The organism is Halorientalis brevis, assembly GCF_023077655.1.
Map to the genome: position 1 here is coordinate 1 of NZ_JALLGV010000005.1, position 12,243 is coordinate 12,243.

Sequence of the window (12,243 nt, forward strand, 5' to 3'; positions counted from 1 at the left end):
CAAAGTTTAGACATTGTTTCAACATAAGTGTATCGGAGCGTAGGCCTGTGGGCCAGCAACAAGAACGTGTGAGAGAGACGATGACGGCGGTGTATCCCCTCCCTACTGCGCTACTCGGTCGCTTCGCCCCCTGCGTTGCTCCTTGAGGAAGGGGGCTTACCGCCTGCAATTAGCTAATTGACGATGGGTGCTTAATGGCTTTCTCTCCTGCCGGGTCACCCATGTCTCTCCCGGAGGAGTCGCTGGACTCCGCAGGCATCATGAATCCGGGCGCGTTGCTCGACAGCGGACGATAACGTTCAGGTAGTGGGGGTCCGAAGCCGCGGTCATGGACGAGCGGTTGCCGGGGACCGAGCCGAGTGACCGTGAGCAGACGGTCTGTCACGTCGACATGGACTGTTTCTACGCAGCCTGTGAACGGCTGAAAGAGCCCGCCCTGGAAGGGGAACCGCTGGTCGTCGGCATGGGATTCGAGGCCGGCGAGACCCACGGCGCGGTCGCAACTGCCAGCTACGAAGCCCGCGAGTTCGGCGTCGAGAGCGCGATGGCGATCTCGAAAGCGCTCGAACTGCTCCCTCGCAAAGTCACCGCAGCGGACGATCCCGAGATCGACGTCGACGAGGCCGGTTTCTACCGCCCGGTCGACATGGATTTCTACCAGTCCGTCGCCGCAGACGTAAAGGAGATTCTCCACGACACGGCCGACACCGTTCGGGAGGTCAGCATCGACGAGGCGTACCTCGACGTCACTGAAACCGTGGCCTGGGACGAAGTCGAGTCGTTCGCTTCGGACCTCAAAGCGCGGATTCGCGAGGAAGTCGGCGTCGAGGCGAGCATCGGCGTCGCACCGACGATGAGCGCGGCCAAGATCGCGAGCGACCACGACAAACCGGACGGCCTGGTCGTCGTCGAACCCGGGGAGGTGCGCGACTTTCTCGCGCCCCTCGACGTCGAGGAGGTCCACAACGTCGGCCCCGTCACCGCCCGCGAACTCCGGTCGATGGACATCGAAACGGCCGGCGATCTCGCCGCGGCGGACCCGGATCGGGTTTCGGAGACGTTCGGCGAGCGAGGGCGGGAGATCTGGAAGTACGCCCGCGGTGAGGACGATCGCTCGGTCGAGCCGGTCGGCAAACCCAAGAGCCTCTCCAGAGAGTCGGCGTTCACCTCGGCCACCGACGACCCCGAAGCGGTGGCGGACCGGGTGCGAGCCCTGGCGGACGACGTCGCCGAGCGAGCGTCCCGAAAGGGCGCGCTCTATCAGACGATCGGGATCAAAGTGGTGACCCCGCCGTTCGACATCCACACGCGGGCGGATTCGCTCCCCGGACCGATCGAAGAGCCGGACCTGGTCGAAGAGGTCGCACTGGACCTGTTGACTGAATTTCAGGGGGAGCGCGTCAGGAAGGTGGGCGTCCGCGTCTCGAACCTGGAGTTCGCGGACAACGAGCAGGCGAGTCTGGACGGGTTCGAGAACGCCACGGCGCGAGAGGCCACGCCGCGTGAGAACCGTTCGTTGAACGAGTTTACCCCGGGTCAGACGGCGACCGACGAGGCTGACGAGGACCCGTCGGGACAGACGTCGCTCGGCGATTTCGGGTAGGTCAGTCGAGTCCGTTTTCGAGGTTCTCCAGCAGTTTCCCGACGAAGAGTCCGAGCCGCGGTGAGAGTGCGCCGTCGGTGTCGGCCGGTGACTCGGCCGGATGTGCCCGGAGCGTCTCGACGAAGGACTCGCTGTGGGTCATCGCGCGCATCATGTCGACGACGTCGACGACGAGGCCCTGATCGCTGGTGTCCAGATCATCGTACTGCGTGTGGTCCCACTCGGAGTAGTCGATCGTCCAGGCGTGGCCGCCGACGACGTCGATCACCCGGTCTACCGTCCCCACCTCGAGCCGGCCGTCGCTCGTGTCGATGTACACGGTTTCGTCCTCGACGATGGTGTCGTAGCGTCGCATGTGCTGGCGGTCCGCTCCGGGGATACCCCAGACGTTTCGCGTCCATCCCTATAGCGGTTCGGCCGATTTCAGGACGCACAAGCCCGGTGTCTGACGTATGGCTGACTGACGATTATGTAAGGGGAGCTTCTAGAATCCGGTGACCGATGGGAGACGACCAGAAGACGATCACGGTCGCGGAGTTGAGTGATGGCCCGCCACTGGGCGACCAGCCCGACCAGTCCGTCGACCTGCCGGTGGTCGAGATACTGACCGGCCGCGGCTTCATCACGGGCAAGAGCGGGTCGGGCAAGTCGAACACTGCGAGCGTCGTCGCCGAGAAACTCCTCGACAGCGGCTTCGGCATCCTCATCGTCGACATCGACGGCGAGTACTACGGCCTGAAAGAGGAGTACGAGATCCTCCACGTCGGCGCCGACGAGGAGTGCGACATTCAGGTCACCGTCGAGCACGCCGGCAAGATCGCGTCGCTCGCGCTCGAACAGAACGTCCCCATCATTCTCGACGTGTCCTCGTTCTTAGACGAGGACGAAGCCGAAGAACTGCTGACGGAAGTGTCCAAACAGCTGTTCGCCAAGGAGAAAAAGCACAAACAGCCGTTCCTGATGCTCGTCGAGGAGTGCCACGAGTGGATTCCCGAGAAAGGCTCCGTCGGCGAGGTCGGAAAGATGCTCATCAAGATCGGCAAGCGTGGACGCAAACACGGCCTCGGCATCGTGGGCATCAGTCAGCGACCGGCCGACGTGAAGAAGGACTTCATCACCCAGTGTGACTGGCTGGTCTGGCACCGGCTGACCTGGAACAACGACACGAAAGTGGTCAGCCGCATCCTCGACTCGGAGTACTCCGACGCCGTCGAGGATCTGAACGACGGCGAGGCGTTCATGATGACCGACTGGTCCGAGTCGGTCCGGCGCGTCCAGTTCCACCGCAAGCAAACGTTCGACGCCGGCGCGACGCCCGGCCTGGAGGACGTCGACCGGCCGGACCTGAAGTCGGTCAACTCCGACCTCGTCTCTGAACTCCAGGAGATCAGCGAGGAGAAACAGCAAACGGAAGACAAGATCGCCGAACTCCGGGAGGAACTGAACAAGAAGAACTCGCGCATCGCCGAGCTGGAGAAAGAGTTGCAAGACGCGCGGGACATGAGCCGGATGGCCGACCAGTTCGTCGACGCGCTCGTCGGCACGGTCAAAGGAGCCAATCCAGGCCGCACGGAACAACGGCGGATGCGCAAAGAGCGCCAGTACCAGAACGCGCAGGGCACTGCGGAAGCGGGCCCTGGCGACCACCCCGCCCAGCAGAGTCTCGACGCAGCGACGGCGGATCACGATCAGAAAGACGAGTCATCGTCTCAGGCGTCGGAATCTGCGGAGTCCGATGCCTCGGAACCGGACACGGCTGTCGCAGCCGCCGGAGCGTCGAACGCGGAAACAGACGAGGAAGCCGTCGACGAATCGTCAGAAACGGATGTAGCTGAGGCTGCCGACCCGACAGCCGACGAGACCGACGACGCTGGGACAGCAGCCGAGGAAGACGGAGAAGGCGCTGATTCCGACGCCGGAGACGGTGAGAAGGAGCCTACTGACGAACCCACGGAGGCGTCAGAGCCAGCGACCACGGATGTCGACGACGCCGGTCCAGTGCCGGACACGCCTGTCGACGACGGCGTCGTCATCGAAGGACCAGTCGCGACGGACGGTGCGGCGTCGACGGCAGCGACGAACGGCGACGGACAGTCGAACGACGAAGACGTGGCGGCAGCGATGGCGGCACTCGGCAACGACGACGGGGAAATCATCGAGAACACGGACGACACGGCCACTGTAGTCACGAGCGCCGAGGAACTTCCGCAGGCCGGGAGTGAACTCGTCGAGCACCTCCGCTCGGCCATCGAGGCGATGCCCCAGAAGACGCGTCGGATGCTCCGGTACTACCGGCAGGAAGGGCCGGCCAAACCGCTCGACGCCCACTTCGCCGGCGGTGGCGACGGCGACCGGACGAACGCCTACGCACACAACCGGACGCTCAGAACGCACGGCTTCATCGAACACGTCGGGCGCGGCCACTACGACTACCATCTTCGAGATCTAATCGAAGAGGAGTATCCGGGCCACGCCGACGACAGCGAACTCGACGCGCTCGTCGAGGCGACCGAAGAACCACTCCGAGACTGAACACATGATCGAAAACACCAGTGCAGACGACCGACCGAACCGAGGATATCTCCACGACGTCGCCGACGCGACGGCAACTGACGAGCAGGGACTGGACGTCGTTGACCCGACCGAGCAGTGGCCCGACGACGCGAAGGTCTACGTTCGCGAGGTCGTCGGCGTGAAAGGCACGTCGGACGAGCCAGCGCTGGACGTGATCGAGTACGTGCAGTACGTCACCAGCGAGCAGTGGCGTCGGCAGAAACAACCGACGAACATTCGGTTCGAAGCCGCGATGTCGTGGTGACGAGACGGTCTGGTTCTCCGCGGTCTCCTGGTACTACGCGACGGTAACGTCGGCTGGCCCCGTTCAGGCGATCGGCTCGACGAGGTCTTCGAGTGCTTCCTTCGGATCCTCTGCCTTCGCGACGCCGCTGGCCAGGAGCACGCCCTCCGCACCGAGGTCGCCGGCGGCGTCCAGGTCTTCGCCCGTCGAGATGCCGGCGCCACAGAGCACGTCGACGGAGTCGTCGACGGCCGCTGCCGCGTCGACTGCGTCGCGGACGACGTCCGGGTCGGCCTTGCTGACCGGCGTGCCGGTGCCGATGAGTTCCGGGGGTTCCACGGCGACCGCGTCCGGTCCGAGCGCTGCGGCAGCGCCGATCTGGTCGGGATTGTTCGCACAGACGATCGTCTCCAGTCCCGTCCGCTCGGCCGCGGTCAGGCTGGCGTCGATGTCGGCGAGCTTCAGGCGGTTCTCCGAGTGGTTGAGCAACGTTCCGACAGCGCCGGCGTCGGCGGCTGCTTCGGCCAGCGTCGAGCCGGTGTGGCTGCCGTGTTCGACGGGGCTGACGTGCTGTGCCCAGGTCTCGACGCCGGTCTCGGCGACGGCCGACAGCTGGGTCGCCTGCGGGGCGATGGCGATCCGAACGCCAGTCGACTCACTTACCTCGTGTGCGGCCGTTGCGACCTCGACGGGGTCGCAGGGATACGCTTTCAGGTTGACAAGGACGAACATAGCGGGAGACGGAGCGGCGCGGCCAAATAGGTTGCGAGACGGGTTCGAACCGTCGAGTCATCCGGCTGATTTATTAAGTGTCGTGAGAAATCCCTCGCTGATAAACGTGTCCCCGAGGTCATCGGAACTGCCGACAGTACTCGTCGCCGACGACGAACAGCATCTCGCTGACCTCTACACGGATTACCTCGCCGAAGACTACGACGTCGTGACCGCCTACGGGGGCGAGGAGGCCATCGAGCTCCTCGACGACGAATCCGTCAGCGTCGACGTCGCACTCCTCGACCGACGGATGCCAGACGTTTCGGGGGACAAGGTGCTGGCGACCATCAACGACGGGGCGTGCGACTGCCGCGTCGCCATGGTCACCGCAGTCAACCCCGGCTTCGACATCATCGACATGGGCTGTGACGAGTACCTCGTCAAACCCGTCTCCCGCGACGACCTCCTCGAAGTCGTCGAACGGCTGCTCAAGCTCTCCGCGTACAGCGAGAAACACCAGCAACTCACCTCGAAGCGACTCACGCGGAACGTCCTCAAAGTCGAGAAGAGTGCCGCAGAACTCGCCGAGAGCGCCCGCTTCGACCGACTCGAATCCGAGATCGAAGCCCTCGAAGCGCAACTCGACGACATCACGGAGGACCTCGAGTTCGAGGACCTCCAAAGACACATCTGACGGGACTCTCCCGTCAGTCCTTTCGCTGTACCTTGTCGCCGAGCGTCATCGTTCCGCCGGACGACCCGCTACTCCAGTCGGTGTCCTCGCTGCTGGCGCCTGCCTCGGTGAGGTCGATGTCGAGCGCCTTCTCGACTTTCTGCTGGACCTTGTCGCTCGGGAGGGTGTCGCCCTGCTCGAGCTTCCGGATGAGGCTGGCTTTCTCGTTGAGCTGGTTGGCGAACTCCTTCTGGCTGAGGCCGGCCGCTTCGCGGGCCTGGCGAATCCGCTCGTCGTAGTCCTGGGCGACCTCGTCGAGCTCGTCGAACATGTCGCGGCGACCGCCGCCACCGCTCGAACTCCCGGTCGAACTGCTCGACGGCGATCCTGAACCTGCGCTACTCGACGACGAACTCGACGCGGACCCGCCCGAACTCCCGCTGGAGCTGCTCGTCGAGTACTTCGTCGACGAGCTCGAACTCTGCTGGGTCCGGACTTCGGTGCCGAAGTCGGCACAGTCGTCACACACGTCGAGTTCTGCGCCTTCGACCTTCACCGTGTTCGGCGAGGACGTCTCGGCTCCGCACATCTCACACTGGACCATACAACTCCTTGACTACGACCGCGTATAAATCGTACGCCAAGCAACACGCGGTCGGGTCCGATCCGCCCTCACGAGAGCGCGCGGAACGCACCGACGAACCGCTGGAGGGCAGTGAAGTGACCGACCACCGCGAACACGGCCAGCAACCAGCCGACGAGGGTCAACTCGAAGACTGGTTCGGTCACAACCGCGGCGGCGAGCCCAGCGAAGCCCATGAGCGCCAGGCGATCCGCGCGGCCGAGCAACCCGCCGTACACGCGGTCGAGACCGACCGCCTGGGACTGGGTGCCGAGATACGACGTCATCAGCACGCCCGTGATCGCCGCCAGACCCAGCGGGTAGCGGTCGATACCGGCCGCCAGCCCGACGAGCATCACGATGTCCGCGTACCGGTCGAGGACGTGATCGAGCAGGTCGCCGGCCTTGGAGTCGGTCCCGAGACGACGGGCCAACGCACCGTCCAGCAAGTCGAGCCAGCCGTTCAGGAACACGAGCAGCGCCCCTATCACGTACCAGAGTCTGTCCGTCGGCCCCAGATAGAACGCACCACCTGCGGCAGCGGCCAGTCCGAACGCCAGGACGCTGACGGCGTCGGGCGTCAGTCCGATGCGTGCCGAGGCGTTGACGAACGGGGTGAGCACTCTGTCGGCCAGCGGGCGCAGTCTGTCCAGCGTCATAGGTAGTCGATGAACGAGACTTCGCCGGCGCTCGGTTCGCGCTCGTCCGCGAGGACGCGCTCGATCTCGCGCGCCACGGCTTCGGGGGACCGATCGGTCGCGTCGATCTCGTACACTGCCTCCAGCCCGTGATTTTCGACGGCTTCCGAGAGCACGATGTCGAGCGCCTCGCTCTCGGCGTTCTCCTCGGCCTTCGCCTCGGACTCGCCGCGCTCGGTGAGTCGCCCTTCCAGTTCCTCGGGCTGACAGCGCAGCACGACGACTTTGTCGACAGGCAGGTGGTGTGCCAGGTGCGAATCGACGATGACGCCGTCCCGGTCACCGAGCCACTCCTCGACGGCGTCCATGTCCGCGACGAGCGTGTCACGCTCGGCGTCCTCCCGCAAACTCAGGTCTTCCGATTTGATGACCTCGTTGAGGTGAATCACGTCGAGGTCCGACTCGACGAGGTCGGTCGCCGTCGTCTTTCCCGTTCCGGGCGTCCCCGTCACAGCGACTCTCATCCGTCCATCACCTCGTTTATGACCGCGACGGCTCGTTCCATCTGCGATTGGGTCCCGCAGGTGATGCGGATGCACTCCGGGAGACCGAACGACGAGCAGTCGCGGACGATGATGCCCTCGCGCTGCGCGGCGTCCGTGACGGCTTCCCCGTCACCGACGTCGGCGAGCACGAAGTTGCCGGCGCTCTTCCAGGTTCGGGCGTCGAGGTTCTCGTAAAGGTACTCGCGAGCGTCCGTCACCATGGCGCGAGTCTGTTCTAAGTGCTCCTCGTCGTCGAGCGCCGCGAGTCCGGCCCGGCAGGTGAGCTCGCCGGTGTCGAACGGCGTGTGGACGCGGGCGTACGCGTCGGCCCAGTCCTCGGGCACGAGCCCGTACCCGAGGCGCATCCCGGCCAGTCCGTACGCTTTCGAGAACGTCCGCAGGACCGCGACGTCGTCGCGCTCGCGAACGAGTGAGACGGCGCTCGGCGACTCGGAGAACTCCCCGTACGCCTCGTCGACGAGCACCAGCGTCTGGTCGTCTGTCTCCTCGGCGAGCGTCTCGACTTCGTCGAGGGGCATCTCCGAACCCGACGGATTGTGTGGGCTGGTGACGACGACGATGCGCTCGCCGTCGTACGCGTCGAGGACGTTCGCGGCGGTCTGCTCGAAGTCGTCGTCCTTGTCGAGGTCGTACTCCGAGGCGCCGCCGTGGTGATAGCGCGAACTCATCGCGTAGTACGCGAAACCGGGCTTCGGGGCGAGGATGCGTTCGTCCGGGCGGAGCATCGCCCGACAGAGGCAGTCGAGGACGCCGTCGCCGCCGTTGGCCAGCCAGACCTGTTCGGGGGTAAGGTTCCAGTCGTCGGCGAGCCGCTCGATCAGGTCCGTGTGTGAGCTCTTCGGATAGATGTGGACCTTGTCGGCGTACTCGCGGATGACGGCGGTCGCCGCGGGGCTCGGACCGAGGACGTTCTCGTTCGAAGAGAGTTTCACGAGGTCGTCAGGGTCGAGTCCGAGATCGCGGGCGACCTCTTCGATCCCCCGGCCGGCACGGTAGACGCTGTGGGCGGAGAGGTCCCGTGGTTCCATGGATGGGGAAAGCGGACCACGGCTCTTAAGCGTGCTTATACTGACGATTCGCGCGAGCGAAACTCACCACATTCAAGACCCGGAGGTACCAGCACTCTGGTATGGCAATCGACGTGACAATCGGGTTCGTGATCCATATGCTGTTCGCCGCCATCTGGACCGGCGCCGTCATCTTCATGACCTACGGCGTCATCCCGGTCGCGCGGGCGGGCAACATCGACACCGACCCGTTCGCCGACATCACGAGTCGCCTCCTGACCCTCTCGCGGCTGTCCGCGCTGATCATGTTCCTCACCGGTGGCCATCTCGCAGCCCAGTTGTACACGGTCGAGACGCTGCTCGAACCGCCGAGAGGCCACCTCGTCCTCACCATGCTCGCCCTGTGGCTGATCATGGCCGGCCTCGTCGAGGTCGGGACGAAGAAGATTAGCGCTGGACTGCGCGAACGGAAAGTCCGAACGCCGGCAGAGAAGAGCCGGCCGTTCTTCCTCGGTGCGACGGTCGTCGCGCTCGCTCTGCTCCTCGTCGCGGGGCTGCTCATCGGCCTTCCGTACGCCTGACAGGCCGCCTTCCACCTTTTACCCTTATAGACGCTCTGCCACGTGATCTGCACACTTCAGCGCGAGCGCTGCGATGGTCAGCGTCGGGTTCATCGCCCCGCTCGTGACGAACACGCTGCTCGATGCGATCGAGAGGTTCGTCACGTCGTGCGTCCGTAACTGGGGGTTCACGACGCTCCCTGCGGGATCAGTGCCCATCCGGGTCGTTCCCATGTGGTGATACGCCGGGCCGGTCGCATCGGGTCCGATGACGCTCACGTCCTCGACGCCGAGTTCCGTGAGGATGGCCCGCTGTATCTCGTTGGCGCGCTCGATGGTTCGTTTCGTCCGGGCGTCGACCGACCACTGGATCTCCGGGACGGGATTCCCGTGATCGTCCGTCGTCGACGCGTCCAGCGTGATTCGGTTTTCTTTCCGCGGGAGCTGCCCTACAAGTCCCCCCATCGCCACGTGGTTCCCGTAGGCACCCTGTAACTGGCCGAGCAGATCGTCGCCCCACTCGGTCGCGTCGAGCGCCATCTCGACCGGTGACGGCCCGGCGTAGTTGAGAAATTCGAGCTTGATGGGTCCGAGGTCCGCGTCGCGACCGGGGATGCCGCTCTCGGTCCCGCTGGTGGGCTGCCCCGGGTTCTCGTAGAACTGGTGGCACTCGCTCGTGAGGAAGCCGACGTGGTTCTGACGGGTTCGGCGGTCGAGCACGCCGCCGGCACCGGCGAACAGGTGTTCCATGAAGTAGCGGCCGACCGCCCCGCTGCTGTTCGCGAGGCCGTCGGGATGGTCGGACGACTCCGAGAGCAAGAGCAGTCGCGGCGTCTCGATGCCGCCACACGCGAGCACGAACTCGCGGGCCTCCTGGCGGTGTTCGGTCCCGTCGGGCGTGGCGTAGACGGCGGCGTCGACGCGCTCGCCCGAGTCGCCGGTGACGAGTCGCTGAACGGGCGCGCGGTCGATGACACGCGCCCCTTCGGCCTCGGCTTTCTCGACGTGGACGTCGGCGCTGTACTTCGCGCCGGAGGGACAGACCGGTTTGCAAGTCCCGTAGCCGACGCACGGTGAGCGGCCGTCGTAGCCCTCCGAGTTGCGCGCGTTCGGCACCGAGTGCATGGTCACGCCAAGTCGTTCACAGGCTTCGGCGAACAGCGAGTCGCTGTAGGACGGCTCGAACGCGGGGAGTGGATACGGTTCCTCCCGCGGCGGTGCAAACGGGTTGTCAGATGCGCCAGCGACGCCCAGTTCCGACTCCGCGTCAGCGTAGTACGACTGGAGGTCACCGTAGTCGATGGGCCAGTCGGCCGCCACGCCGTCGCGAGTTCGGCGCTCGAAATCCGATTCGTGGTGGCGCATCACCATTCCCTGCCAGTGCAACGTCGACCCGCCGACCCCCTTGACGCGGGCGTGATTGAGGGGGTAGAACCACGACCCACTCGACGTAAACCGGTCGCGTTCGCCGCCCATGTCCCACACTGACCGCTCGTCGTGTCCCGGTCGAATTGCCCGCTCCATCCGCTCATCACGAGACTCGAACTCGAATCGCGGCCCCGCTTCCAGGACGACCACTGCATAGCCGCGGCTGGCGAGCCGATGGGCGACGAGGGCGCCGGCTGGACCGGCACCGACGACACAGACGTCCGCGCGGTCGCTCGGCGTCCGGTCGACTGCAGTGGACTCGTCGGGACTCATCAGTCGGCTTCCCCCCGACTATTGCCGGTGGGATCGGCGTCGCAAGTTTGCGATTGCTCAGGGCTCACGCCTGCGTCAGCCGTGATCCCGGTCCGACGAGCCATCGCCATGACATCATGGATTAGGCGAGCCTAAACTTATGGCTTGTCATCCAGAGGACTGTGGTGATTTCACGAGAGGCCCCAGAATAACACGAATCTCGGTGTTCTGGGCGTATCGTTTCCCGTCAGGGAATGTGGACGGTGTGGCGCAGGGTTCCGACCCCTTCGATTTCGATCTCGACTTCGTCACCGTCGGCGAGCGGGCCGACGCCCGCGGGCGTGCCGGTCGAGATGACGTCGCCGGGTTCGAGCGTCATGAACTCCGTGATCTCCTCGATGAGTTCCGGGACGGAGAAGATGAACTGATCGATGGAGGACTGCTGTTTCACTTCGCCGTTGACTCGGCTCTCGATCGTCGCGTCGTCTTTGAGGTGCTCCGGCGTGGCGACGAGCGGACCGATGGGTGCGGCGCCGTCGAACGCCTTGCCTCGGACCCAGTTTTGCTCGACTTCTTGATCGTCGCGGTTGGAGAGGTCGTTCACGCAGGTGTAGCCGGCGATGACGTCTTCTGCGTTTTCGGCTTTCACGTTCCGGGCCTGTTCGCCGATGACGACGCCGAGTTCGGCCTCGAAGTCGATCCGTGCCTTGTCCTTCGGGAGCGTCACGCGCTTGCCGTGACTCGTCACCGTGTTCGGCGGCTTGAGGAACAGGAGCGGCCGATCTGGGACGTCTTTGCCCTGCTCGTCGGCGTGGTCGGCGTAGTTGAGTCCGACGCAGACGATCTTGGTGGGTTCACAGGGCGGGAGGATTTCGACCTCGTCCGGCGAGAACGTCTCGTCGCCGAAGGAGATGCGTCCGTACGGGCCCGCCGCCGCTGTCACGAGTTCTTCACCGTCCTCGACGGTCCAGCGGCCACCCCTTACGTTCCCAGCTGAGTCCCGAAAGCGAACGCGCTTCATGTCCCGCGAATCACAGCGGCGACTGATAAGCGTTTACAAGCGCCCACGTATTACCGTCTCAACATGGACGAAATCGGACTCGTAAGTCGCCTCCTACTGCTCGGCGTCGTGCTCACGGCGTGTCTCGCGGCGACGGGCGTCGCGGTCGGTGCAGCCGAGACGGCCGAAAACGAGACTGCTCACGGAAGCGATGGCGGCGGCGGGCACGAAACGACGACCGTTTCGACAGACGAATCAGTCAGCGGCTTCACGCTCGGTGCCGGCCTCGTCGCCGTCCTGGTCGGCGGTGCCTACCAGCTCATCAACGGATGAGGCACAGCGGTCGTGTCTGCCTCTGCCTCCACCATTAAGTGGCCGACACT

At 64.9% G+C, this 12,243-nt stretch carries 14 protein-coding genes; 6 read left to right on the forward strand and 8 right to left on the reverse strand.

The window, feature by feature from the left end:
* Nucleotides 1-328: 328 nt before the first annotated feature.
* Complete coding sequence (dinB, locus tag MU553_RS11845; protein ID WP_247378100.1) at nucleotides 329-1,603, forward strand: DNA polymerase IV; 1,275 nt, start codon at nucleotides 329-331, stop codon at nucleotides 1,601-1,603.
* 1 nt (nucleotide 1,604) lies between these two features.
* Here the strand turns inward: dinB and MU553_RS11850 are convergent, their stop codons facing one another.
* Nucleotides 1,605-1,958 (reverse strand): hypothetical protein, encoded by a 354-nt coding sequence (locus MU553_RS11850; RefSeq protein WP_247378103.1) that lies wholly within the window; start codon nucleotides 1,956-1,958, stop codon nucleotides 1,605-1,607.
* A gap of 146 nt (nucleotides 1,959-2,104) precedes the next feature.
* Between MU553_RS11850 and MU553_RS11855 the strand changes: the two genes are divergently transcribed.
* Nucleotides 2,105-4,135, forward strand: coding sequence for a helicase HerA domain-containing protein (locus MU553_RS11855; protein ID WP_247378106.1), 2,031 nt, complete (start codon nucleotides 2,105-2,107; stop codon nucleotides 4,133-4,135).
* Nucleotides 4,136-4,139: 4 nt separating this feature from the next.
* Complete coding sequence (locus MU553_RS11860) at nucleotides 4,140-4,421, forward strand: hypothetical protein (RefSeq protein WP_247378107.1); 282 nt, start codon at nucleotides 4,140-4,142, stop codon at nucleotides 4,419-4,421.
* A 63-nt stretch (nucleotides 4,422-4,484) separates the two neighbouring features.
* Here MU553_RS11860 and tpiA read toward each other — a convergent pair whose 3' ends face one another.
* Nucleotides 4,485-5,132, reverse strand: coding sequence for a triose-phosphate isomerase (gene tpiA, locus MU553_RS11865; RefSeq protein ID WP_247378110.1), 648 nt, complete (start codon nucleotides 5,130-5,132; stop codon nucleotides 4,485-4,487).
* 106 nt (nucleotides 5,133-5,238) lie between these two features.
* Between tpiA and MU553_RS11870 the strand changes: the two genes are divergently transcribed.
* The gene (locus MU553_RS11870) at nucleotides 5,239-5,808 is read left to right on the forward strand and encodes a response regulator (protein ID WP_247378112.1); all 570 of its coding nucleotides are present in this window, start codon (nucleotides 5,239-5,241) and stop codon (nucleotides 5,806-5,808) included.
* Between the two features lie 13 nt (nucleotides 5,809-5,821).
* On the opposite strand, the gene MU553_RS11875 is transcribed toward MU553_RS11870, so the two are convergent.
* From MU553_RS11875 to hisC, 4 genes are all read right to left on the reverse strand, one after another.
* Nucleotides 5,822-6,391 (reverse strand): multiprotein bridging factor aMBF1, encoded by a 570-nt coding sequence (locus MU553_RS11875; protein ID WP_247378113.1) that lies wholly within the window; start codon nucleotides 6,389-6,391, stop codon nucleotides 5,822-5,824.
* A gap of 68 nt (nucleotides 6,392-6,459) precedes the next feature.
* Nucleotides 6,460-7,068, reverse strand: coding sequence for a CDP-alcohol phosphatidyltransferase family protein (locus MU553_RS11880; protein ID WP_247378115.1), 609 nt, complete (start codon nucleotides 7,066-7,068; stop codon nucleotides 6,460-6,462).
* A complete protein-coding gene (locus tag MU553_RS11885; protein WP_247378118.1) occupies nucleotides 7,065-7,571 on the reverse strand; it encodes an adenylate kinase family protein in 507 nt (168 codons plus the stop codon). Before MU553_RS11885 ends, MU553_RS11880 begins: the two co-directional genes overlap by 4 nt.
* The gene (hisC, locus tag MU553_RS11890) at nucleotides 7,568-8,641 is read right to left on the reverse strand and encodes a histidinol-phosphate transaminase (RefSeq protein WP_247378120.1); all 1,074 of its coding nucleotides are present in this window, start codon (nucleotides 8,639-8,641) and stop codon (nucleotides 7,568-7,570) included. Before hisC ends, MU553_RS11885 begins: the two co-directional genes overlap by 4 nt.
* A gap of 101 nt (nucleotides 8,642-8,742) precedes the next feature.
* Here hisC and MU553_RS11895 point away from each other — a divergent pair, with 101 nt between their 5' ends.
* Nucleotides 8,743-9,201 carry a CopD family protein gene (locus MU553_RS11895; protein ID WP_247378122.1) on the forward strand — a complete coding sequence of 153 codons (459 nt, stop codon included), beginning with the start codon at nucleotides 8,743-8,745 and terminating at the stop codon, nucleotides 9,199-9,201.
* Nucleotides 9,202-9,225: 24 nt separating this feature from the next.
* On the opposite strand, the gene MU553_RS11900 is transcribed toward MU553_RS11895, so the two are convergent.
* Together MU553_RS11900 and MU553_RS11905 are read right to left on the reverse strand one after the other, a co-directional pair.
* Complete coding sequence (locus MU553_RS11900) at nucleotides 9,226-10,881, reverse strand: GMC family oxidoreductase (RefSeq protein ID WP_247378124.1); 1,656 nt, start codon at nucleotides 10,879-10,881, stop codon at nucleotides 9,226-9,228.
* Nucleotides 10,882-11,107: 226 nt separating this feature from the next.
* Nucleotides 11,108-11,881, reverse strand: coding sequence for a fumarylacetoacetate hydrolase family protein (locus MU553_RS11905; protein WP_247378127.1), 774 nt, complete (start codon nucleotides 11,879-11,881; stop codon nucleotides 11,108-11,110).
* Nucleotides 11,882-11,944: 63 nt separating this feature from the next.
* On the opposite strand from MU553_RS11905, the gene MU553_RS11910 reads away from it, so the two are divergent.
* On the forward strand, nucleotides 11,945-12,193 hold the full coding sequence (locus tag MU553_RS11910) for a hypothetical protein (protein ID WP_247378130.1): 249 nt from the start codon (nucleotides 11,945-11,947) through the stop codon (nucleotides 12,191-12,193).
* Nucleotides 12,194-12,243: the final 50 nt, after the last annotated feature.

Coding starts and splice junctions, on each gene's coding strand:
- MU553_RS11855 (WP_247378106.1), top strand. CDS start 2,105: ATGGGAGACGACCAGAAGACGATCACGGTCGCGGAGTTGAGTGATGGC.
- MU553_RS11895 (WP_247378122.1), top strand. CDS start 8,743: ATGGCAATCGACGTGACAATCGGGTTCGTGATCCATATGCTGTTCGCC.
- MU553_RS11880 (WP_247378115.1), bottom strand. CDS start 7,068: ATGACGCTGGACAGACTGCGCCCGCTGGCCGACAGAGTGCTCACCCCG.
- dinB (WP_247378100.1), top strand. CDS start 329: ATGGACGAGCGGTTGCCGGGGACCGAGCCGAGTGACCGTGAGCAGACG.
- MU553_RS11905 (WP_247378127.1), bottom strand. CDS start 11,881: ATGAAGCGCGTTCGCTTTCGGGACTCAGCTGGGAACGTAAGGGGTGGC.
- MU553_RS11910 (WP_247378130.1), top strand. CDS start 11,945: ATGGACGAAATCGGACTCGTAAGTCGCCTCCTACTGCTCGGCGTCGTG.
- MU553_RS11885 (WP_247378118.1), bottom strand. CDS start 7,571: ATGAGAGTCGCTGTGACGGGGACGCCCGGAACGGGAAAGACGACGGCG.
- MU553_RS11875 (WP_247378113.1), bottom strand. CDS start 6,391: ATGGTCCAGTGTGAGATGTGCGGAGCCGAGACGTCCTCGCCGAACACG.
- tpiA (WP_247378110.1), bottom strand. CDS start 5,132: ATGTTCGTCCTTGTCAACCTGAAAGCGTATCCCTGCGACCCCGTCGAG.
- hisC (WP_247378120.1), bottom strand. CDS start 8,641: ATGGAACCACGGGACCTCTCCGCCCACAGCGTCTACCGTGCCGGCCGG.
- MU553_RS11900 (WP_247378124.1), bottom strand. CDS start 10,881: ATGAGTCCCGACGAGTCCACTGCAGTCGACCGGACGCCGAGCGACCGC.
- MU553_RS11860 (WP_247378107.1), top strand. CDS start 4,140: ATGATCGAAAACACCAGTGCAGACGACCGACCGAACCGAGGATATCTC.
- MU553_RS11850 (WP_247378103.1), bottom strand. CDS start 1,958: ATGCGACGCTACGACACCATCGTCGAGGACGAAACCGTGTACATCGAC.